At 72.5% G+C, this 22,929-nt stretch carries 18 protein-coding genes; 14 read left to right on the top strand and 4 right to left on the bottom strand.

What is annotated here, in order from left to right:
• Positions 1-152: 152 nt before the first annotated feature.
• Complete coding sequence (locus CW359_RS13315) at positions 153-965, bottom strand: TetR family transcriptional regulator (protein WP_198655209.1); 813 nt, start codon at positions 963-965, stop codon at positions 153-155.
• 184 nt (positions 966-1,149) lie between these two features.
• Positions 1,150-2,955, bottom strand: a complete 1,806-nt coding sequence (locus tag CW359_RS13320; protein ID WP_105970102.1) for a 3-hydroxyacyl-CoA dehydrogenase family protein — start codon at positions 2,953-2,955, stop codon at positions 1,150-1,152.
• 362 nt (positions 2,956-3,317) lie between these two features.
• Here CW359_RS13320 and CW359_RS13325 point away from each other — a divergent pair, with 362 nt between their 5' ends.
• Positions 3,318-3,899 carry an adenylosuccinate lyase gene (locus CW359_RS13325; RefSeq protein WP_105970103.1) on the top strand — a complete coding sequence of 194 codons (582 nt, stop codon included), beginning with the start codon at positions 3,318-3,320 and terminating at the stop codon, positions 3,897-3,899.
• Between the two features lie 19 nt (positions 3,900-3,918).
• Here the strand turns inward: CW359_RS13325 and CW359_RS13330 are convergent, their stop codons facing one another.
• Together CW359_RS13330 and CW359_RS13335 are read right to left on the bottom strand one after the other, a co-directional pair.
• Positions 3,919-4,446, bottom strand: a complete 528-nt coding sequence (locus CW359_RS13330) for a GNAT family N-acetyltransferase (RefSeq protein WP_105970104.1) — start codon at positions 4,444-4,446, stop codon at positions 3,919-3,921.
• A gap of 45 nt (positions 4,447-4,491) precedes the next feature.
• Positions 4,492-5,550: an Rv2578c family radical SAM protein gene (locus tag CW359_RS13335; RefSeq protein ID WP_105970105.1), complete on the bottom strand. Its 1,059-nt coding sequence runs from the start codon at positions 5,548-5,550 to the stop codon at positions 4,492-4,494.
• Between the two features lie 194 nt (positions 5,551-5,744).
• Here CW359_RS13335 and CW359_RS13340 point away from each other — a divergent pair, with 194 nt between their 5' ends.
• The 13 genes from CW359_RS13340 to CW359_RS13400 all read left to right on the top strand — a co-directional run bounded on the left by CW359_RS13340 (position 5,745) and on the right by CW359_RS13400 (position 22,925).
• A complete protein-coding gene (locus CW359_RS13340; RefSeq protein ID WP_105970106.1) occupies positions 5,745-6,188 on the top strand; it encodes an SRPBCC family protein in 444 nt (147 codons plus the stop codon).
• A gap of 163 nt (positions 6,189-6,351) precedes the next feature.
• Positions 6,352-8,748 (top strand): MFS transporter, encoded by a 2,397-nt coding sequence (locus CW359_RS13345; protein ID WP_105970107.1) that lies wholly within the window; start codon positions 6,352-6,354, stop codon positions 8,746-8,748.
• 176 nt (positions 8,749-8,924) lie between these two features.
• Positions 8,925-11,396: an ATP-binding SpoIIE family protein phosphatase gene (locus CW359_RS13350; protein WP_105970108.1), complete on the top strand. Its 2,472-nt coding sequence runs from the start codon at positions 8,925-8,927 to the stop codon at positions 11,394-11,396.
• Positions 11,397-11,624: 228 nt separating this feature from the next.
• Positions 11,625-12,350 (top strand): class I SAM-dependent methyltransferase, encoded by a 726-nt coding sequence (locus CW359_RS13355; RefSeq protein WP_105970109.1) that lies wholly within the window; start codon positions 11,625-11,627, stop codon positions 12,348-12,350.
• 966 nt (positions 12,351-13,316) lie between these two features.
• A complete protein-coding gene (locus CW359_RS13360) occupies positions 13,317-14,192 on the top strand; it encodes an alpha/beta hydrolase (protein ID WP_105970110.1) in 876 nt (291 codons plus the stop codon).
• 35 nt (positions 14,193-14,227) lie between these two features.
• Positions 14,228-15,460 carry an MFS transporter gene (locus tag CW359_RS13365; protein WP_232838380.1) on the top strand — a complete coding sequence of 411 codons (1,233 nt, stop codon included), beginning with the start codon at positions 14,228-14,230 and terminating at the stop codon, positions 15,458-15,460.
• Between the two features lie 6 nt (positions 15,461-15,466).
• Entirely contained in the window at positions 15,467-16,300 is an 834-nt protein-coding gene (locus tag CW359_RS13370) for a M55 family metallopeptidase (RefSeq protein ID WP_105970111.1), read from the top strand.
• Positions 16,293-17,597, top strand: a complete 1,305-nt coding sequence (locus tag CW359_RS13375) for a M20/M25/M40 family metallo-hydrolase (RefSeq protein WP_105970112.1) — start codon at positions 16,293-16,295, stop codon at positions 17,595-17,597. Before CW359_RS13370 ends, CW359_RS13375 begins: the two co-directional genes overlap by 8 nt.
• Positions 17,598-17,600: 3 nt before the next feature.
• Positions 17,601-19,574, top strand: coding sequence for a prolyl oligopeptidase family serine peptidase (locus CW359_RS13380; RefSeq protein WP_232838381.1), 1,974 nt, complete (start codon positions 17,601-17,603; stop codon positions 19,572-19,574).
• A complete protein-coding gene (locus CW359_RS13385) occupies positions 19,571-20,497 on the top strand; it encodes a S66 peptidase family protein (RefSeq protein WP_105970114.1) in 927 nt (308 codons plus the stop codon). Before CW359_RS13380 ends, CW359_RS13385 begins: the two co-directional genes overlap by 4 nt.
• An 80-nt stretch (positions 20,498-20,577) precedes the next feature.
• Positions 20,578-20,832 carry a LapA family protein gene (locus CW359_RS13390; protein WP_105970115.1) on the top strand — a complete coding sequence of 85 codons (255 nt, stop codon included), beginning with the start codon at positions 20,578-20,580 and terminating at the stop codon, positions 20,830-20,832.
• A 26-nt stretch (positions 20,833-20,858) separates the two neighbouring features.
• Positions 20,859-21,440: a GNAT family N-acetyltransferase gene (locus tag CW359_RS13395; protein ID WP_105970116.1), complete on the top strand. Its 582-nt coding sequence runs from the start codon at positions 20,859-20,861 to the stop codon at positions 21,438-21,440.
• Between the two features lie 120 nt (positions 21,441-21,560).
• Positions 21,561-22,925, top strand: coding sequence for an NAD(P)/FAD-dependent oxidoreductase (locus CW359_RS13400; protein WP_198655203.1), 1,365 nt, complete (start codon positions 21,561-21,563; stop codon positions 22,923-22,925).
• Positions 22,926-22,929 lie beyond the last annotated feature (4 nt).

A 22,929-nucleotide genomic window follows, 5' to 3' on the forward strand; every position in this document is an offset into this window, starting at 1 on the left:
AGGCACTGGGTGCCAGAAAGTGGCCTCAAATGAAATCTTTACGTAACAAATGAGCGATGATCGATCAAAGGCTACTGAGGAGTAGGTCCCTGGGTGCACGAAAGAGGCGGGCCGCAGTGTCCGCGACCCGCCTCTTCCTGCCTACGGCCTCTCTACGACCGTTCCTTCAGCGCCTGCTCGATGGTCCGCATCACCTCGTCGAGAGGCGCGTCGGTCCGGGCCACCGCGACCAGCACCTCGCCCTGCGAGGTCACCGAGGCCGGCGCCGTGCGGGGCGGGGTGTCGCGTCCGGCGCCGATGCCCGTACCGAAGGTCTTCCGTACGATCCCGAAGGCGTGGTCGAGCTGGGTCTCGACGTCGCCCTGGCCGCCCGCCCGCAGCCAGCGCCGCAGGACGTGGTTGTGGGCGGTGACCACGGCGGACGCGGCGACCTCGGCGAGCAGCGGGTCGTCGTTCGCGTCGTCGTCGTGCGCGTGCTCGTCGAAGTGGCCCAGGAGATAGCGGGTGAAGAGGCGTTCGTAGCGGGCGACCGACGCGATCTCCGCCTCCCGCAGGGTGGGGACCTCGCGGGTCAGCTTGTAGCGGGCGACCGAGATCTCCGGCCGGGCCGCGTACATCTTCATGACTTCCTTGATGCCGCGGCACACGGTGTCGAGCGGGTGTTCGTGCGCGGGTGCCGCGTTGAGCACCGCCTCCGCCCGGATCAACGTGTCGTCGTGGTCCGGGAAGATCGCCTCTTCCTTGGAGCGGAAGTGTCGGAAGAAGGTACGACGGGCCACGCCGGCCCGGGCCGCGATCTCGTCGACGGTGGTGCCTTCGTAGCCCTTGGTCGAGAACAGCTCCATCGCCGCGGCGGCCAGTTCGCGGCGCATCTTGAGCCGCTGGGCGGCGGCGCGGCTGCCCGCGGCGCTCTCCGGAGCGTCGGGCGTGGCAGGGGTGCGGGAGGACTTGGCGGCCTGGGACATGACCCGAACGTACTGCATGTGCGCAGGGTGGTGCGCACGTCCCGGACCACCCCCGCCCTGCGTGGGCGGGGGTGCCGAGGCCGGGTCGAGCAGCCCGCCCCAGTCCTCGTCGTGCCCGGGGCCGGACCCGAAGCCGCGTTCGAGGCCGGGGCCGAGGACGGGTCCGAACCGGTCGCCGGTCCCGTCAGCGGCGGGCATATTCGCGGAAGCCGCGGCCCGTCTTGCGGCCGAGGCAGCCCGCGGCCACCAGGTGCTCCAGGAGCGGCGCCGGGGCGAGGCCCGGGTCGCGGAACTCGCGGTGCAGGACCTTCTCGATGGCCAGGGAGACGTCCAGGCCGACCACGTCGAGCAGTTCGAACGGGCCCATCGGGTAGCCGCCGCCCAGCTTCATCGCCGCGTCAATGTCGTCAAGAGATGCATAGTGCTCCTGCACCATCTTGATCGCGTTGTTGAGATACGGGAAAAGCAATGCGTTGACGATGAATCCAGCCCGGTCGCCACAGTCGACGGCATGTTTCTTGATCTTGACGCAGACCTCGCGGACTGTTGAGTGGACGTCGTCGGCCGTCAACACCGTACGGACGACCTCGACCAGCTTCATCGCCGGCGCCGGGTTGAAGAAGTGCATGCCGATCACGTCCTGCGGACGCGAGGTGGCACGGGCGCACGCGACGACGGGCAGCGAGGAGGTCGTCGTGGCGAGCACCGCGCCCGGCTTGCAGACCTTGTCCAGCGTCGCGAACAGCTGCTGCTTGATCTCCAGGTCCTCGGCGACGGCCTCGACGGCCAGGTCGACGTCCGCGAAGGCGTCGTACGAGCCCGCTGCGGTGATCCGGTCGAGGGTCTGGGCGGCGGCCTCGGCGGTCAGCCGGCCCTTGTCGACCGAGCGGGCCAGGGACTTGCCGATCCTGGCCTTGGCGGTCTGTGCCTTCTCCTCGCTGCGGGCGGCCAGGACGACCTCGTACCCGGCCTTGGCGAAGACCTCGGCGATACCGGAGGCCATCGTGCCGGAGCCGGCGACGCCGACCGAGCGGACCGTGCGGCCGGAGGTCTCCGGGGCGCCGGAGAGCGGGGTCAGCGCGTCCGCGACGACCGTGTCGCTGCCGGGCGCCTCGTACGAGTAGAAGCCGCGCCCCGACTTACGGCCCGTCAGGCCCGCCTCGCTGAGCTGCTTGAGAACGGGCGCCGGGGCGTGCAGCCGGTCGTGGGACTCGGAGTACATGGCCTCCAGGACCGTACGGGCCGTGTCGATGCCGATCAGGTCGAGCAGGGCGAGCGGGCCCATCGGCAGTCCGCAGCCGAGCCGCATCGCCGCGTCGATGTCCTCGCGGGAGGCGTACTTGGCCTCGTACATCGCCGCGGCCTGGTTGAGATAGCCGAACAGCAGCCCGTCGGCGACGAAGCCGGGGCGGTCGCCGACCGCGACGGGCTCCTTGCCCAGCTCGATCGCCAGATCGGTGACCGCGGTGACGGCCTGCGGCGCGGTCAGCACCGACGAGACCACCTCGACCAGCTTCATCGCCGGCGCCGGGTTGAAGAAGTGCAGCCCCAGGACGCGCTCGGGACGCGCCGAGTCGGCAGCGAGCCGGGTCACCGAGAGGGCGTTGGTGCCGGTCGCGAGGATGGTCTCCGGGCGCACGATGTCGTCGAGGGCGCGGAAGATCTGGTGCTTGATCTCGTACGACTCCGGCGCCACCTCGATGACCAGGTCGGCGTCGGCCGCCGCGCGCAGGTCGGTGGAGGTGCGGAAGCGGGCCAGCAGGTCCTCGCGCTCCTGTTCGGTGAGCCGGCCGCGCACCACGGCACGGGCGGTCGACATCTCCAGGGCGGCGACGGCCTTCGCGGCCGTGGCCTCGCTGATGTCGATGCCGACGACCTCGCGGCCGGCGCGGGTGAGCACCTCGGTGATGCCGGTGCCCATGGTGCCGAGGCCGATCACGGCGACGGTCCTGAGCGCGGACGGAGAGGTGTGGGACAGGGGAGTGGCCATCGCGGGACTCCAGGAATGAGGGTGGTGACGACTGGGAGCACCACGGGTGCGCCGAAGGGGCGCACCGGGTGCGAGAAGGAGTGCGGGTGTTGCCGGGCAGCGAGCGCACACGCCCGGGAGGAGCGGCGGATCCGGCAGGCCCTGTCCCAAAGCCGTGCCGTACAGCGGTACTTCACGTACCGAACCGACCGACACTCACGACGGCTGCGTCACCAGGCCGTCGTAAGCAAGCAGAACACGAGTGGGTAACTCGCTCGTCTGAGCTTAACCGGTGGGTAACGAGCGCGCCAGCCCCTGAATTTGTGATGTACGTCCCGGGATCCTGCCCACGGGGTCCTCTCCCCGCACCTAACCTCGGCTTCATGGACAATGAGTTGCGATCACTCACGGAGCGCTTACGGACCGAGGCCGGGGCAGGGGCCTCGAAGGCGTACGAGCACCTGGTGGCGACCGAGGACCGGGACGAGCTGGCCGATGTCCTCACCGCCCCCGGACGGCCGCTGTGGGCGAGAGAGTTGGCCGCCTTCCGGCTGGGGCTCACGGGGGACCGGCGCGCCTTCGAGGCCCTCGTCCTCCTCCTCAACCACCGTGACCCGCAGCGCTGCGCCTCCGCCGCGTACGCCCTGTCCCGCCTCGGCGATCCCCGCACGGCCCGCGCGGCAGCGGCCCTCGCGACCAACGAACTGCGCGTCGCCTACGCCCTGCACCCGGTCCGCCTGCTCGCCGAACTGCAGGCCCCGGAGTCCGTGCCCGCGCTGATCACGACACTCGCCCGCAGGCTGAAACCGCACGACCCCCACCGCCGGGTGGCGCTCGCCTGTGTGGAGGGGCTTGGCACCCTGGGGGACCGCCGCGCGGCCCCGGTCCTGAACGAGGCGCTCGCCCACCCGGCCCTCGCGGAGGCGGCGGTGCACGCGCTGGCCCGCATCCCGAAGCAGCGGTGACCCGGGGAGCGGTGAGCCGTCAGTCGAGCAGCACGCGCGCGTACCGCACCTCCGGTACGGCGGCCCCGGCCACCTCGAAGGGCTCCTCGGCACCGTCGGCCGCGAACCCGGCCCGCTCGTAGAACCGCCGTGCGCGGGCGTTGCCCTTGAGCACCCACAGCAGCATGCGCCGGTGTCCGGCGGCGGTGCACCGGTCGGCCGACTCCCGCAGCAGGGCCGGTCCGGCCCCGGCGCCGAACTGCCCGACGTCCACGTAGATCGCGTACAGCTCGGCGTCCTCGGTGCGGAACTCGCCGTCCCGGTACGGCCCGTGACAGGCCCAGCCGACGACCTCGCCGGCCCGCTCGGCCACCAGGTTCACCACCTCCGACCCGGCGCCCACGAAGAACGTACGCCGCCGCTCGGCGTCCTCCGCGACGCTGAGAGCGTCGAGATACGGCTGCGGCATCAGGCCCTTGTAGGCGTGCTGCCAGCCCCGGACGCGGATCTCGGACACGCGGTCGCAGTCGTCGAGGGTCATCTCGCGGACGATGATCGGGTCGTTCATGGCCGCACTCTTTCAGAGCCCTCCGGTAACTCCTTCAGAACTCCTTCAGAGCAGGCTCAGCTGGACCGGCTCGGGTGTGGCCGTCCCGGGCGCGAGGGGTTCGGGCTCGACGGGGGCCGGCAGCCTGCGGGGCATCCCCGCGCGCGTGGGGCCGATCCCGTACTCCTGGGCCAGGTCGTGGACCAGCCCGGTGATCCGGCGCTGGTACCACTTGGGGGCGTAGGCGCCCTCCGCGTACAACCGCTCGTACCGGCGCACCAGATGCGGGTGGTGGTGGCCCAGCCAGGCCATGTACCACTCGCGGGCCCCGGGGCGCAGATGCAGCACCAGCGGGGTCACGGAGGTCGCCCCGGCGGCGGCGACCGCCCGTACGGTGGCCCGCAGTTGGGCGGGATGGTCGCTGAGGAACGGCAGCACCGGGGCCATCAGCACCCCGCAGCCGATGCCGTGCTCGCCCAGGGTCCGTACGACGTCCAGGCGCCGTTCCGGAGCGGGCGTGCCCGGCTCGACCGTGCGCCACAGCTCCGGGTCGGTGAAGCCGACGGAGACGGAGATGCCGACGTCCGTGACCTGGGACGCCTGTACCAGGAGGTCGAGGTCGCGCAGGATCAGCGTGCCCTTGGTCAGGATGGAGAAGGGGTTCGCGTGGTCGCGCAGGGCGGTCAGGATGCCCGGCATCAGGCGGTAGCGGCCCTCCGCGCGCTGGTAGCAGTCGACGTTGGTGCCCATCGCTATGTGGTCGCCGAGCCAGCGGCGTGAGCCCAGCTGGTGGCGCAGCAGCTCCGGCGCGTTCACCTTGACCACGATCTGGGAGTCGAAGCCGAGGCCGGTGTCGAGGTCCAGATAGCTGTGGGTCTTGCGGGCGAAGCAGTACACGCACGCGTGCGTGCAGCCCCGGTAGGGGTTCACCGTCCACTCGAACGGCATGCGAGAGGCCCCCGGCACCCGGTTGATGATCGAACGGGCCCGGATCTCGTGGAAGGTGATCCCACGGAACTCGGGGGAGTCGAAGGTACGGGTGGTCACCGCGTCCGCGCCGAACAGCGCGGCGTCCCCCCGGCCGGAGCCGGAGCCGGACTCCACTGTGAGGTTCTCCCAGCGCATGACACCTCCTCGGTAGCACTGACCACAGAATAGAACACATGTTCCCTTGATCGCGCGATCGTATGTTCGAGTCTTGTGAAGCTCCTCACCGGCACCCCCGCCGGACCCCTTGGGGCACCCCGATTTGGGCGGCCGGGCGGCGGGGTGGTTGGGTGAGCGCGAACCCCCGAAGAACCAGCTGCTGGAGGAACGCAATGGCGCAGGTCGAGGCCACCACGGAGCGCATCGTCGCGGCGGACGCGGAGACGGTGTTCGACGCCCTCGCCGACTACAGCGGCACGCGCGGCAAGGTGCTGTCCGAGCAGTTCAGCGAGTACGAGGTGCGCGAGGGCGGCGACGGCGAGGGCACCCTCGTCCACTGGAAGCTCCAGGCGACCAAGAAGCGCGTCCGCGACTGTCTCCTGGAGGTCAGCGAGCCCACCGACGGCGAACTGGTCGAGAAGGACCGCAACTCCTCGATGGTCACCACCTGGCGCGTCACCCCGGCCGGCGAGGGCAGGTCGCGGGTCGTCGTCACCAGCGTCTGGGACGGCGCGGGCGGCATCGGCGGCTTCTTCGAGCGGACCTTCGCCCCCAAGGGCCTCGGCCGTATCTACGACGCCGTCCTCGACAAGCTGGCCGCCGAGGTCGAGAAGTAGCCCAAGGGGCAGCTTCACCAGGGGTGTTGGCCCGGCCGCCTACCCCTCACCGGTTCGAGTGGATCTCCGCTCCGCGCACCGATACGCCGTAACTCGTCGCGCTTGCTCACAGTTGTCGCCCAAAGCGGGAATTGTGCGGTGGGTGCGACGAGGGGAGCGGTACGTGGGCGGGATCACTCTGGTGCAGGACGATCCGACGACCGCACCCGCGCCACCTCCGGCCGGGCCACCACAACTCGGTCCGCGCCAGGTGCGGTTGGTGTTCTTCGGGCTGATGCTCGCGCTGCTGCTCGCCGCGCTGGAGCAGATGATCGTCGCCACCGCGCTCCCGAAGATCGTCGGTGAGCTGCACGGCCTGGACAAGATGTCCTGGGCGATCACCGCCTACCTGCTCACCGCCACCGTCGGACTGCCGGTCTACGGCAAGCTCGGCGATCTCCTCGGCCGCAAGGGCGTCTTCCAGTTCGCGATCATCGTGTTCGTCGTCGGCTCCGCGCTGGCGGGCTGGGCGCGGACCATGGACCAGCTCATCGTCTTCCGTGCCCTCCAGGGCGCCGGCGCGGGCGGGTTGATGATCGGCGTGCAGGCGATCATCGCGGACATCGTGCCCGCGCGTGAACGCGGGCGCTTCATGGGCCTGATCGGCGCCGCGTTCGGCCTCGCCTCCGTCGCCGGGCCCCTGCTGGGCGGCTACTTCACCGACCACCTCTCCTGGCGCTGGTGCTTCTGGTTCAACGTGCCCTTCGGGCTGCTGACGCTGGCCGTCGTCACCGTCGTACTGAAACTGCCGAAGCCCGCGGTCAGGGCCCGCTTCGACTTCCTCGGGGCGCTGCTGCTCGCCGCGGCCTCCACCTGCCTGGTGCTGCTGACCAGTTGGGGCGGCACCGAGTACGCGTGGGGCTCGCGCGAGATCCTCGGGCTCGGCGCCGGAGCGGTCCTCGCCGCCGGGCTCTTCCTGGTCGCCGAGCGGCGCGCGCCCGAACCCCTCATCCCGCTGCGGCTGTTCAGGGACTCCGTCTTCAACATCACCGCCCTGGTGGGCCTGGTGATCGGCGTGGCGCTGTTCGGCGCCGCCAGCTATCTGCCGACCTTCCTGCAGATGGTCGACGGTGCCACCGCCACCGAGTCCGGGCTGCTGATGCTGCCCATGATGGCCGGGATCGTCGGCGCGTCGATCGTCTCCGGGCAGCTCATCAGCCACACCGGCCGCTACAAGCTCTGGCCGGTCCTCGGCACCGCCCTCGCGGCCCTCGGCATGTGGCTGCTCTCCCGCCTCGAAGCTGACACGCCCCGGCCGCACTACAGCCTCTGGATGGCCGTCCTCGGCGCGGGCATCGGCATGGTGATGCCGGTCCTCGTCCTCGCCGTGCAGAACTCCGTGCGCCCCGCCGACCTCGGCACCGCGACCAGCGCCAACAACTACTTCCGGCAGATCGGCGGCAGCGTCGGCGCCGCCGTCTTCGGCACCCTCTTCGCGAACCGGCTCGCCGAGTCCCTCGAAAAGAGCCTCCCCACGCGCGCGGGTGCCGCCCTCCCCGACCCCGACTCGATCACCCCGCAGCGCGTCCACGCGCTCCCCACAGCGCTGCGCGACGGCTACATCAGGGCGTACGCCGACGCCATGCCGCGCATCTTCCTGTACCTCGTGCCGGTGCTCGTCCTCGGCCTGCTCATCGCCTGCTTCCTCAAGGAGAAACCGCTGGTGCCCCACCACCCCGCCCCCGCAGGCCTCGACCCCGCGAGCCCCCCGACCGCCCACCCGGCACCCCTGGCGATCCAGCGGGCCCGGGAGCCGTACACCGCCGGAATCCCCGTGTGCGGCACCGTCCAGCACCCCGACGGCACCGTCGTACCGCGCGCCGCGCTCACCCTCATCGACGTCACCGGAGCGCAGATCGGGCGCGGCGCGAGCGCCGAGGACGGGCGGTACGCGCTGTCCACGCCCGGCGCGGGGGCGTACGTCCTGATCGCCGCTGCGGGCGGCCACCAGCCGCAGGCGGTCACCGTGACCGTCGGCGAGCGTCCCGTCGAACTCGACGTAGTCCTCGGCGGCGCCGGGCACCTGGTCGGGCAGGTGCTGACCGCGGACCGCTCGCCGGTCCGGGACGCCACCGTCACGCTCACCAACGCGCACGGCGAGGTCGTCGCCACCACCCGCAGCGGACGCGAGGGCGGCTACGTCATCACCGAACTGGTGGCGGGCGAGTACACCCTCGCCGCGAGCGCCCCCGCGTTCCGCCCGGCCGCGCTGCCCGTCACCGTGCGCGCCTCCCGGGAGACCCGCCAGGACGTCGAACTCGCGGGCGGCGCCGTCCTGAAGGGCACCGTCCGGGCAGGTGGCGGCCGTCCCGTCGAGGACGCGCGCGTGACACTGCTCGACGCGGCCGGGAACGTCGTGGACACGCTCACCACCGGAGCGGACGGAACGTTCCGGTTCGTCGACCTGTCCTCCGGCGAGTACACGGTCATCGCCTCCGGTTACCCGCCGGTCGCCACCGTCCTCCAGGTGGCCGGCGGCGGCCGGTCGGAACGCGATCTTCAGCTCGGGTACGACGACTGAGCCCCAGGTAAGGGTGGCGAACGGGGCCCGACCGGCGTGCGGGGCGCGTGATCGTGCGCCGGAGCGGACCGGTGAAGACCAATTAGCGGATTGCCACACATCGCGACGGACGCGAGCCGTACGGTGGGGGCGACGGCACAGATCTTGCGGAGCCGTGGGAAGAAGGAGCCTGCGCCATGGACCATGGCACCGAGACGGGCGTGCCTCCCGGCCGCGGGGCCGGGGAGGGCGTACCGGCGGAGCACGCAGCCGCGGGCCGTATCCCCCTGGCCGTGGTCGTCGTCGACCGCGAGGGCCTCGTCTCGCACTGGAGCCGGGGCGCGCGGCGGCTGTTCGGCGCCTCCAAGGAGGAGGCACTCGGCCAGCCCGCCGCCGATCTGCTGCCCGTCTCCGGAGCCCTCCCCGACGACGGCGACCCGGACGAGGACACCACGCCGTACGGCGCCCAGCCGGCCGACGACGGCCTCGGACCCGACCTGGAGTCCTCCCTCGACGGGCGGCTCTCCTACCCGGCGTCGGGCCGCGCCCGCCTCACCGTGCCCGGGCGCGACCGCGTGGACGTCCTGTGGTGGGCGTACCCCCTGGTGGGCCCCGGCCGCGGGCGCCTGCTGGTGCTGGCCGCCGACACCGACGTACTGCGCCAGGAGGACGACGGACTCGCCGTCGAGCGCATCGCGCCCGGCTTCGCCCTGCACACCAACTTCCCCGGCGCCGACGAACTCGCCCGCAGGCTCCCCGAGATCCTGCCCAGCATGAGCGTCGGGGAGAGCGCCCGCATCGTCGCCCAGATCCTCGAACTGGGCTACCCCGTCCTGGAGTTCAGCCAGAACGACCTGGTTCCCGTCACTCCCGACTGGGGCGTGCCCCGGCGCGCGGAGCGCAAGGCCCGCCGGGAGCGCGCGGCCCGTGCGGTACAGGCGGGCGAGCCGCTGCCCGAGGACCTCCGGGACGACGTCGAGGACCTCGAACACGCCGCCGTGCGCGAGCGGTTGGAGTTCCTCAACGACGTCAGCGGACGCATCGGCACCTCGCTCGACCTGTCCCGCACGATCGTCGAGGTCAGCAAGGCCGTCGTACCCCGCTTCACGGACGTCGCCGGCACCTATCTGCGTGAACAGGTCGTCGCCGGGGAGGGGTTCCCCGACGGGGTGCCCGACACGACGACGATGTGGCACCGGGTCGCCCTCGAACACACCGATGAACCAGGGCGCTGGGACGACGTCGTACCGGTCGGCGAGGCCATGCCCTTCCCCGCCCACACGCCGTTCTTCCAGTGCATGACCAGCGGTCAGCCCGTGCTCGTGCCGCGCATCAGCGAACAGATGGGGCACATGATCGCCTCGCAGTTCGAGAAGCGCGACATCCGGCCGCTGATCACCGGCCGCTCCATGCTCGTCGTGCCGCTGAAGGCGCGCAATGTCGTCCTCGGCTTCATGATCCTGCTGCGCCACCCGGAGCGCGTCGAGTTCAACGACATGGACCGGGTCACCGGCGCCGAACTCGCCGCCCGCGCGGGCCTCGTGCTCGACAACGCGCGCATGTACACCTACCAGGAGAGCGTCGCCGAGACCCTCCAGGACAGCATGCTGCCGCACATCCCGCCGCGCATGGCGGGCTGCGACATCGCCACCCGCTATCTGCCCGGCACCCTCCTCGGCCGGGTCGGCGGCGACTGGTTCGACTCGGTGAAACTGCCCGGCGCCCGCACCGCGCTCGTCGTCGGCGACGTCATGGGGCACGGCCTCAACTCGGCCGCGATGATGGGCCAGTTGCGTACGGCTGTGCAGACCATGGCCGCCATGGACATCCCGCCCGCCCAACTCCTGCGGAATCTCGACGACTTGGCCCAGCGCCTCGGCGACACCTATCTCGCGACCTGCCTCTACGCCGTCTACGACCCGATCGCGAGCGAGCTGCACATCGCCAACGCGGGCCACATCCCACCGGTGTTGGTGCGTGCCGAGGACGGCCGCAGCGAGCTGCTCGACCTGCCCACCGGCGCCCCGATCGGCGTCGGCGGAGTGCCCTTCGAGGCGGTACGCGTGCGGGTGCGGCCCGGCGACCGGCTCGTGATGTGCACCGACGGCCTGGTCGAGGTGCGCGGCGAGGACATCGGCGTAGGACTGGCGACGCTCTGCGAGTCCGCCGCCCACCCGGCCGCCTCCATGGACGACGCCTGCGACACGATCATCCGCGCCCTCAACACACGCGGGGGCCGCAAGGACGACGTGGCGCTGCTGATGACCCGCCTCGGCGGCATCGAACCCGACGACGTCGCCGAGTGGCGGCTCGCCCTCGACCCCGCCGAGGTCGGCCGGGCCCGCGCCGCAGTCCGCGAACAGCTCCACGAGTGGGGACTCGGCAAACTCGTCGACAGCGCCGCGCAGTTGGTGAGCGAGCTGGTCACCAACGCCGTACGGCACTCGCACGCGCGGCCGGTCGAACTGCGGCTCGTGCGCGGGGAGACGCTGCTGTGCGAGGTGGACGACGACGACCACAACCTGCCCACACTGCTCAGCACCGAGCCCACGGCCGAATCCGGACGCGGACTGCGCGTGGTGAGCACGCTCGCCCGGGAGTGGGGCACGAGCCGTACGGGCGCTGGCAAGACCGTCTGGTTCGAACTCACCTTGCCCCGCAGGCGCTGACGCTCCGGCCGGGACGGCGGGTGGCGCCGCTGCGGCATTGTCGGTGCCCTGTGTTTGGATTGGCCGTGCCACGGGGTCGGGGGAGGCGTGCGAGGCGCACACCGGCGCGTACCTCTCGAACGAGCCGTGAAGGTATGCGCGGTGCGCTTGTCGGCGCAACCGGGGCGCGGTAGACCGAACTGCCCCGTCACCTCGGACGGGCAGCCGTCGCACCCTGGGGAGTTGGGCATGAGCGTCACGAGTAGGTACAGGGAGTCCTGGGAGGGCTTCTGGCGCGAGGCTCCGCACGGACAGGGGGCCGTCTTCTGGGACTCGGAGCCGATGCTCACCGCCGGCCTCCACCTCGCCGTCTTCGAACCGCACCTCGCGGACTTCGAGTTGCCCCTGCTGGACCTCGGCTGCGGCAACGGCACGCAGACCCGCTTCCTCACCGACCGCTTCACCCGGGTCGTCGGCGCAGACCTCTCCGAGGCGGCCCTGGATCGCGCCCGCACCGCCGACCCGGACGGCGCCGCCGAGTACGAACTCCTCGACTGCGCCGAGAAGAGCGAGGTCGAGGAACTGCACGGCAAGCTCGGCGACACCAACGTGTACATGCGCGGGGTGCTCCACCAGTGCGACGCCGACGACCGGCAGGCCCTCGCCGACGGCATCGCGACCCTGATCGGCCGGCGCGGCCGGGCCTTCCTGGTCGAACTGTCCCAGGAGGCCCGCCCCATCCTGATGGGCCTCGCCCAGCGCCCCGAGGGCCCACCGCCCAAGTTGAGCCCGGTCCTCCAGCACGGCATCGCCCCCGGCGAGGTGGCGGACTCGGCGGTGCCCGTGTACCTGGGCGCGGCGGGCCTGGAGACCCTGGCTAGCGGCGAACTCCCGCTCACCACGACGGAGTACACGGCGGAGGGGACGCGGGTTGTGCTGCCCTCCAAGTGGGTGGTGGTGAAGCGCGCCGACTGAGGTCGGCGGGTAGTGGGGTTCGAGGGGCGGGGGGGTTCGGAGGGCGGGGGGGTTCGGAGGGGGCGGGGGTTCGGAGGGGGCGGGGGCCGGGGGGGCCTCCCCGAGGCCGACCCTCGCGGGCTGGGTGTGACGCGCCCGGGCGCGTGGGTGGGTCGGGCGTCGCGGGTCGGCCGTGGAGGCGCCGGGCGTGAATGGGCCGGGCGTCAACGGGCCGCGCGTGAGGGGCCAGGTGTGCGGGGGCGGGCGTGGACGCGCCGGGTGTGAGGGGCGGGCGTGAACGGGCCGCGCGTGCGGGGCCAGGTGTGCAGGGGCGGGTGTGGGCGCGCCGGGTGTGAGGGGCACGTGTAAGGGGCCAGGTGCGCCGGGGCCAGTGCGGACGGGCCTGGTGTGAGGGGGGCGAGCGGGACGGGTCGCCGGGGCGGAAACCCGGCATCCGCAGGACAGGTATCTACGGGGCGGGCAGCCGCAGGACGGGCCTGGGCTAGAGCGGCCTGGGCTGGACCGGCCTGGGCCGGACCGGTGTGGGCCGGACCGGCCTCGGCTGGACCCGTCTCCGTCGGCTCGCCCTCCGTCGGTCCGGGCCTGCGCCGATCCGAGCCTCTACCGGTCCGGACTCCACTCGCCTGAGCCTCGATCGGTCCGCCCCCGGCCCTCTTGCCGCAGGCGTCACCCCCCCCCGGCCCCCCCCGCCTCCGACGCCTGAGCAGCCGTACACCCCCCGAGGCACCCGGACGTACACGTTCGCTGCGGCCAGCGTGCTGTCGGGCCCGGAGCAGGCCTACGGTCGAGAGGGCAGGCCCCGCGAGGGCCGGCACCGCCCGGCGCACGCCGGTGCGCCCACGGACCGCGACCGCCACCCGCCCCCCCATCGCGACCGCCACCCGACCCCCACCGGGACCGCGACGGAACCCCGGTCGCGACCGGGGAACCGTCACCGGATCGCCCCGACAAGGGAGCCGCCCCGCCATGACCCCCTCCGACACAGCCCTCGCGCCCGTCTCACCCGGGGTACGGGCGATCACCCTGGACGCCGACGGAGTCGTCCTGTCCGGGCTGCTTCGCGAGCCCGTGACGCCGCCGCGTGCCGTGGTGGTCGCGCTGCACGGGGGCGGGATGAGCGCCGGTTACTTCGACGGGCAGGCGCATCCGGATCTCTCCCTGCTGACCCTGGGCGCGAGCCTCGGCTACACCGTGCTGGCCCTGGACCGCCCCGGCTACCGGCACTCCGCCGACCGGCTGCCCCAGGGACAGCACCTCGCGGGCCAGGCGCACGCCGTGCTCGCGGCGCTGGACGACTTCGCCGCCCGGTACGACACCGGCGCCGGGCTGTTCCTGCTGGCGCACTCCTACGGCGGCAAGGTCGCGCTCAGCGCCGCCGCCGACCCCGCCGCCCGGAACCTGCTCGGCCTGGACGTCTCCGGCTGCGGCCATGTGTACGCCCTCGGACGGCACGAGCCCTTCGACCCGGCCGGTCCCGGGCACCGGGTCAGGAACTGGGGGCCGCTGCGCCTCTACCCGCCGGACACCTTCCGTGCCAGCGCCTCCGTGGTGGCGCCCATGCCGCACCGGGAGCGCGGCGACGTGGCCCGCTGGCCCGAGCTGTTCCCCGGCATCGCCGCACGCGTGCGCGTGCCCGTGCGGATGACCTTCGCCGAGCACGAGGGCTGGTGGCGGCACGACCCGGAGACCCTCGCCGGGATGGCCGCCTGCTTCACCGGCTCCCCGCGCGTGGTCGTCGACCGGCAGCCCGACGCCGGGCACAACATCAGCCTCGGCTGGACGGCCCGCTCGTACCATCTGCGGGCCCACGCCTTCCTCGACGAGTGCCTGCCCCGGCGGTGAGCGGGGGACCGGCGGGCACTTTCCGCTCGCTGTCCGTGCGCAACTTCCGGCTCTTCGCCGCAGGCCAGGTCGTGTCCGTCGCGGGCACCTGGATGATGGTCGTCGCCCAGGACTGGCTGGTCCTGGAGCGGACGGACGACTCCGCCTCCGCGCTCGGCACCGTCACGGCCCTGCAGTTCACGCCGATGCTGCTGCTCACCCTGTACGGCGGCCGGCTCGCGGACCGGTACGACAAGCGGACGCTGCTGACCGTGTGCAACCTCGTCTCCGCGGTGGCCGCCCTCCTGCTCGCGCTCCTCGTCCTCGTGGACGCCGCCACCGTGGCGCACATCTGCGTGTTCGCCCTCTGCCTCGGCACCGTCAGCGCCGTCGAGGTGCCCACCCGGATGTCGTTCGTGAGCGAGCTGGTCGGCGCCGACCTGCTGCCCAACGCCTCGGCGCTGAGCGCCGCCTACTTCAATGTGGCCCGGGTGGTGGGACCGGTCGTCGCGGGCCTGCTCATCGCGGCGTTCGGCACCGGCCCGGTGATGGCGCTCAACGCCCTCAGCTATCTGGCCACGGTGGCGGCGCTGCGGCTGATGCGGCCCGCCGAACTGCACCGCGCCCCGCGCGAGGACACACGCGTCAGAGTCGTCGACGGCCTCGGACACGTCCGCTCCCGCCCCGATCTCGTACTGGCCATGGCCCTGGTCGCGGCCGTCGGGATGTTCGGCATGAACTTCCAGCTCACTCTGCCGCTGCTCGCCAGGACCGTCTTCCACACCGACGCCCTGGCGTTCGGGCTGCTGACCACCGCCTTCGCCGCCGGGTCGCTCCTCGCGGCCTTCGCCAGTACGGCCCGCCGGGGCCGCCCGTCCGGTCGTACGGTGGCCCTGGCCGCGCTCGCCTTCGGGGTACTGGAGACCGCTGCGGGCTGGGCACCCGGCTACCGGGCCGCCCTCGTGCTGCTGACGGCGACCGGCTTCGCGCTGATCTACTTCGCCCAGGCCGCCAACCACCGCATCCAGCTGGGCAGCGACCCCCGCTACCGGGGCCGGGTCCTCGCCCTCTACGCCCTGATCCTCCAGGGCTCCACCCCGCTCGGCGCCCTGTTGGTGGGCTGGCTCAGCGCCCAGTTCGGCGCCCGCAGCGGCCTGTACGTCGGCGGAATCGTCTCTACGACGGCTGCCGTCGCCGCCCTGTTCGCCGACCGGTCCGGCGGCCGGCTCGCGACACCGGACGGACCCCCGGGCGGCCCTGGCACCGAGGTGGGCCGACGCGTAAGGTGACGCGGCGTGAAGATCCTCATCAGCGCCGACATGGAGGGCGCCACCGGCGTCACCTGGCCGGCCGATGTCCTGCCCGGCACCCCGCAGTGGGAGCGCTGCCGTTCCCTGTTCACCTCGGACGTCAACGCCGCCGCGCTCGGCTTCTTCGACGGCGGCGCCGACGACGTGCTCGTCAACGAGGCCCACTGGACCATGCGCAATCTGCTCCTCGAACAGCTGGACGAGCGGGTGGAGATGCTCACCGGCCGCCACAAGTCGCTGTCCATGGTCGAGGGCGTCCAGCACGGCGACATCGACGGCATCGCCTTCGTCGGCTACCACGCGGGCGCCGGCATGGAGGGCGTCCTCGCCCACACCTACCTCGCCAACTCCATCACCGGCGTGTGGGTCAACGACGTACGTGCGAGTGAGGGGCTCCTCAACTCGCATGTGGTCGCCGAGTACGGCGTACCCGTCGTCCTCGTCACCGGCGACGACCTCGCCTGCGAGGACGCCCTCGGCTACGCGCCCGAGGCGCTGAAGGTCGCCGTCAAGGACCATGTGTCGCGGTACGCGGCCGTCTGCCGTACGCCGTCCAGGACCGCCGCCGACATCCGGGCCGCGGCCAAGGACGCCGCCGCGCTGGCCGTACGGTACGAGCCCGTCGTCGGCGGGCCCTTCACCGTCGCGCTGGAGTTCGACGCCGAGCATCTCGCCATGGCCGCGACCGTCGTGCCCGGGGTGGCGCGGATCGGGGAGCGGAAGGCGGCGTACACGAGCGGCACAATGTACGAGGGCATTCGTACCTTCAAGGCGGTCACGACGATCGTCTCGGCCGCGGTGGAGGAGCAGTATGGCTGAGCAGCAGGCGCTCGACGAGGTGGTGGCGTTCACCTCCGAGCTGATCCGGATCGACACGACCAACCACGGCGGCGGCGACTGCCAGGAGCGCCCCGCCGCCGAGTACGCCGCCGCGCTGCTCGCCGGGGCGGGTCTCGAACCCGCGCTCCTGGAGCGGACGAAGGGGCGTACCAACGTCGTCGCCCGGATCGAGGGCACCGACCCCTCCGCCGACGCGCTGCTCGTGCACGGACACCTCGATGTCGTACCCGCTCAGGCCGCCGACTGGAGCGTGCACCCCTTCTCCGGGGAGATCCGCGACGGTGTCGTCTGGGGGCGGGGGGCCGTCGACATGAAGAACATGGACGCGATGATCCTCGCCGTCGTCCGCGACTGGGCCCGCGAGGGGGTCAGACCCCGGCGGGACATCGTCGTCGCGTTCACCGCCGACGAGGAGGACAGTGCGGTGGACGGCTCCGAGTTCCTCGCCGCCGAGCACCCGGGGTTGTTCGAGGGGTGCACCGAAGGGGTCGGCGAATCAGGGGCGTTCACCTTCCACGACGGCGGTGGACGGCAGCTGTACCCCATCGCCGCCGGTGAACGGGGCACCGGCTGGCTCAAGTTGACCGCGCGTGGACGCGCCGGGCACGGCTCGAAGGTCAACCACAGCAACGCCGTGACCCGGCTCGCCGCCGCTGTCGCGCGAATCGGCGCCCACGAGTGGCCGCTTCGCCTCACTCCGACCGTCCAGGCGGCGCTCACCGAACTCGCCGCCCTGTACGGCATCGAGCCCGACCTGGACGACGTCGACGGCCTCCTCACCAAGCTCGGGCCCGCCGCCCGGCTCGTCGAGGCGACCGTCCGCAACAGCGCCAACCCGACGATGCTGAACGCCGGTTACAAGGTGAACGTCATCCCGGGCGAGGCCGTCGCGTACGTCGACGGGCGGTTCCTGTACGGCTGCGAGGACGAGTTCCGCACGACCCTCGACGAACTCACCGGACCCGACGTGGCCTGGGAGTTCCACCACCGCTCGGTGGCCGTGCAGGCGCCGGTGGACTCGTCGACGTACGCCCGGATGCGGGCCGCCGTCGAGGAGTTCGCGCCCGAGGGGCATGTCGTGCCGTACTGCATGTCCGGTGGCACCGACGCCAAGCAGTTCTCGCGGCTCGGCATCACCGGGTACGGATTCGCGCCGCTCAGGCTCCCCGAGGGCTTCGACTACCAGGCACTCTTCCATGGTGTCGACGAGCGTGTCCCGGTCGAGGCGCTGCACTTCGGCGTCCGGGTCCTCGACCGGTTTCTGCGGACGGCCTAGCGAGTGGGGGAGACAGTGCAGTCACTGCCGTACGGATCATGGCCCTCGCCCATCGACGCGGCACTGGCCGCCGAGCACGACGGGTCCCCGGAGTACGTGGGCTTCGTCGGCGACGAGGCCTGGTGGATCGAGCCCCGGCCCACCGAGGGCGGCCGGCGCACGCTGGTGCGGCGACGCGCCGACGGCAGCCAGGAGTCCGTCCTGGACGCGCCGTGGAACGTGCGCAGCCGGGTCATGGAGTACGGCGGGCACCCGTGGGACGGCGTCATGCGGGAGGACGGGCCGCTCGTGGTGTTCGTCAACTTCGCCGACCAGCGCCTCTACCGCTACGAACCGGGCCGCGGTGAACCCGTCCCGCTCACGGCCGTGTCCCCGGTCGGTGGCGGACTGCGCTGGGTCGAACCGCAGTTGCGCCTCGAACTGGGCGAAGTGTGGTGCGTCATGGAGGAGTTCACCGGCGACGGACCGACTGATGTGCGGCGCGCGCTCGTTGCCGTCCCGCTCGACGGCATGGCGGCCCAGGACGAGGACGCCGTTCGCGAACTCACCGACGACCGGCGGCGGTTCGTCACCGGGCCCAGGATCTCCCCGGACGGACAGCGCGCCGCCTGGCTCGCCTGGGACCATCCGGGCATGCCGTGGGACGGGACCGAGCTGATGGTCGCGGAGGTGACCCACGGGGGGAGTCTCCACGACGTACGAGCCGTCGCCGGAGGCCTCGACGAGTCGATCGCCCAGGTCGACTGGGCGCACGACGGCTCCCTGCTGTACGTCAGCGACCGCTCCGGCTGGTGGAACCTGTACCGCGACGGCGTGCCCGTGTGTCCCCGGCCGGAGGAGTTCGGCGGGGCGCTCTGGAAGGTCGGGCAGCGCTGGTTCGCGCCGCTGGCGGGCGGGCTCGTCGCCGTCGTGCACGGGCGTGGCGCGACCGCGCTCGGCGTGCTGGACACCGAGACCGGCGACGTGGTCGACGCGGCAGGACCCTGGACCGAGTTCGCGTCCACGCTCGCCGTGCACGGGGAGCGGGTCGTCGCCGTGGGCGCCAGCCCGCGCAGTGCCTACGAGGTCGTCGAGCTGGACACCCGTACCGGACGTGCCCGGGTCATCGGCGCCGCCCACCAGGACCCGGTCGACCCCGTGCACTACCCCGAGCCGCAGATCCGCACCTTCACCGGACCCGAGGGCCGGGACATCCACGCGCACATCTACCCGCCGCACCACCCCGGTTACCTGTCGCCCGGCGACGAACTGCCGCCGTACGTCGTGTGGGCGCACGGCGGGCCCACCGGGCGGGCGCCGCTCGTGCTCGACCTGGAGATCGCCTACTTCACCTCGCGAGGCATCGGCGTCGCCGAGGTCAACTACGGCGGCTCCACCGGGTACGGGCGCGAGTACCGCAACCGGCTGCGCGAGCAGTGGGGCGTCGTCGACGTCGAGGACTGCGCGGCCGTCGCGCTCGCCCTCGCCGACGAGGGCACCGCCGACCGCGCCCGGCTCGCCGTCCGGGGCGGCAGCGCGGGCGGCTGGACCGCCGCCGCCTCCCTGACCGGCACCGATGTCTACGCCTGCGGCACGATCCTCTACCCCATCCTCGACCTGGCCGGCTGGGGCACCGGGGAGACCCACGACTTCGAGTCGCGGTACCTGGAGACCCTCGTCGGCCCGCTCGCCGAGGTCCCGGGCCGCTATCTGGAACGCTCGCCCGCCGAGCACGCCGCCGACATCACCGCGCCCTTCCTGCTGCTGCAAGGGCTCGACGACGTGATCTGCCCACCCGTGCAGTGCGAGCGGTTCCTCGCCCGGCTCGCGGCGGAGGGCCGCCAAGTGCCGCACCGGTACATCGCGTTCGAGGGGGAGGGCCACGGATTCCGGCGCGCGGACACGACCGTACGCGTCCTGGAGTCCGAACTCTCCCTGTACGCCCAGGTCTTCGGCCTGAACCCGCCCGGCATCCCGACCCTGGAGCTGGTCAAGTGAGGCCGCTGGTAAGGCCGTCGAGGCTCGCCCCCGGCGCCCGCGTGGCCGTCGTCGCGCCCAGCGGGCCCATCCGCGAGGAGCGGCTGCAGGCCGGGCTCGACATCCTGCGCGGCTGGGACCTCGACCCCGTCGTCGCACCCCATGTCCTGGACCGGCACGGGGAGTTCGACTACCTGGCGGGTACGGACGCCCATCGCGCCGCCGACCTCCAGGCCGCCTGGTGCGACCCGGCCGTCGACGCCGTGCTCTGCGCCCGGGGCGGCTACGGCGCCCAGCGCATGGTCGACCTGCTCGACTGGGACGCGCTGCGCGCGGCCGGGCCCAAGGTGCTCGTCGGCTTCAGCGACATCACCGCGCTGCACGAGGCGTTCGCGGCCCGCCTGGGCCTCGCCACCCTGCACGGTCCGGCTGCGTCCGGCGTCGACTTCGTCAAGAACACGCGGGCGCAGGAACACCTGCGGGCCACACTCTTCGAACCGGAGTCGGTACGGGTCGTCCGCGCGGCGGCCGGTTCCGCGCTGGTGCCCGGGCGGGCCCGGGGTGTCACCCTCGGCGGCTGCCTGGCCATGCTCACCAGCGACCTGGGCACCCCGCACGCCCGCCCCGGGGCGCGCGGCGGACTGCTCATGATCGAGGACGTGGGTGAGAGCGCGTACCGCATCGACCGCGCCCTCACCCAGCTCCTGCGCGCGGGCTACCTCGACGGCGTCGCCGGGATCGCGCTCGGCTCGTGGGAGCGCTGCGGGCCGTACGAGCAATTGCGGGCCGTGTTCGCCGACCGGCTCGGCGGGCTCGGGGTGCCGGTGCTTGAGGGCCTCGGGTTCGGGCACTGCGACGGCGCGCTGACGATCCCGCTCGGGGTGGCCGCCGAGCTGGACGCGGACGCGGGGACGCTCACACTGGAGGAACCGGCGCTGCGCTGAGCCCGCCGCTCGCCCCACCCTCACCCGTCCGGCGTAGCTCTGGGCGCGCGCGGAGCGCAGGATCGGCCCATGCTGGCGTCATGAGCCCCAAGACCTCCGAGAGCGGTGGCAAGGCCGGTGGCGGGACCGACGGCGCGCGCGGGCTGCTGACGCCCACCAGGGTCGCCGTCGGGGCGCTCACCGTCCTCCTGCTGATCTTCGTCTTCGAGAACACCCGTGCCACCAAGATCCGGCTGCTGATCCCCGAAGTGACCATGCCGCTGTGGATGGCCCTGCTCGCCACCACCGTCATCGGTGCCCTCTGCGGGGCCTATTTCATGCGGCGCCGAAGGTGAACAGGGCTCGCGCGTAAGGTGGCTGAGTGTCTGAGCGCCGTGGATATCTCGCCCAAGGGCCCCGCGTGGGCATACGCCCGTTCACCTACGAGGACGGTGCCGAGTTCGTCACCCGGGTGCGCGAGAGCCGGGAACTGCACCACCCCTGGCTGGCCCCGCCGGGGAGCCCGGACGCCTATGCCTCGTACGCCGGGCGACTGATCGAGGACCCGACGAAGGCCGGGTTCCTGGTGTGCGAGAAGGGCGACCGGGGCGAGAAGGGTGGCGGGGGCGGCGACGGTGCCATCGCCGGATTCGTCAACATCAACAACATCGTCCAGGGCGGCTTCCTGTGCGGGGCCCTCGGCTACGGTGCCTTCGCGCACGCTGCCGGGCGGGGGCTGATGAGCGAGGGGCTCGATCTCGTCGTGCGCTACGCCTTCGGGCCGCCGCTGCGGCTGCACCGGCTGGAGATCAACGTCCAGCCAGGCAACGCGGCCTCGATCGCCCTCGCCCGCCGCTGCGGCTTCCGCCTGGAGGGCTTCTCGCCGGACTTCCTGTACATCGCCGGGGCCTGGCGGGACCACGAGCGCTGGGCGATCACCTCCGACATGGTCAAGAAGGGCTAGGCCCGGCGACGTTTGGGGGTCCCGGGCAGGGGGACGCGGAAGGTTCCGTGCGGACGCCCGAGGTGGAGTTCGTACGGATGTCCGAAGGCTCTGTACGCGCGACGTCGCCGGAGGCGAGACGTGAGTCGACCCCGCATCCTGATCGTCGGTGCCGGCTTCGCCGGATACCGGGCGGCCCGCACCCTGAGTCGGCTGACCCGGCAGCAGGCCGACATCACCCTGCTGAACCCGACCGACCACTTCCTGTATCTGCCCCTGCTGCCCCAGGTCGCCGTCGGCATCCTGGAACCCCGCCGTGTCACCGTCTCCCTCCCCGGCACCCTCCGCCGGGTGCGCCTGGTGCTCGGCGAGGCGGAGGCCGACGGCATCGACCTCGACGCGCGCACCGTCCGCTACCGGGACCCCGAGGGCGGCCACGGCACCCTGGGCTACGACCGGCTCGTCCTCGCCGTCGGCAGCGTCAACAAGCTCCTGCCCGTGCCCGGCGTCGCCGAGAACGCGCACGGCTTCCGTGGCCTGCCCGAGGCGCTGTACCTGCGCGACCACGTGACCCGGCAGATCGAGTTGGCGGCCGGCGAGGACGACCCCAGGACCCGCGCCGCCCGCTGTACGTTCGTCGTGGTCGGCGCGGGCTACACCGGCACCGAAGTCGCCGCGCAGGGGCAGCTGTTCACCGACGCCCTGGTCCGCAGGCGGCCCCTGGGCGACGGCGTACGGCCCCGCTGGCTGCTCCTCGACATCGCGTCCCGCGTCCTGCCCGAGCTGGACGAGAAGCTGTCGCACACCGCCGACCAGGTACTGCGGCAGCGGGGCGTGGACATCCGCACCGGGACCTCGGTGCGGGAGGCGACGGACGGCGGAGTCCTGCTGTCCGACGGGGAGTTCGTCGAGTCGCGCACCCTCGTGTGGTGTGTCGGGGTGCGGCCCGATCCGCTTGTCGAGGGCATCGGACAGCCCCTGGAGCGCGGACGGCTGATCGTCGACCCGTACCTCCAAGTGCCGGGCCACCACGAGGTGTTCGCGTGCGGGGACGCCGCCGCCGTGCCCGACCTCGACAATCCAGGGCAGTTCACCGCGATGACGGCCCAACACGCCTGGCGGCAGGGCGAGGTGGCCGCCCGCAACGTCGCCGCCTCGCTCGGCATCGGCTCCCGCCGCCCCTACCGTCACCGCGACCTGGGCCTCGTCGTCGACCTCGGCGGGGTCAAGGCCGCCGCCAACCCGCTCGGCGTCTCCCTCTCCGGACCGCTCGCCGGTGCGGTCGCCCGCGGCTACCACCTCGCGGCGATGCCCGGAAACCGGCTCCGCGTCGCCGCCGACTGGCTGCTGGACGCCGTACTGCCGCGCCAGGGCGTGCAGTTGGGGCTCGTACGGTCCTGGTCGGTACCGCTGGACACGGCGTCGCCCGAGCCGGCGCGGGTGCCGGAACGGCAGCCCTCGGCGCGGGCTCCGGAACAGTCCGAGGCAACGGAAGGGCAGTCGTGAAGAC

Source organism: Streptomyces geranii, assembly GCF_002954775.1.
GTDB classification, from domain to species: Bacteria; Actinomycetota; Actinomycetes; order Streptomycetales; family Streptomycetaceae; genus Streptomyces; species Streptomyces geranii.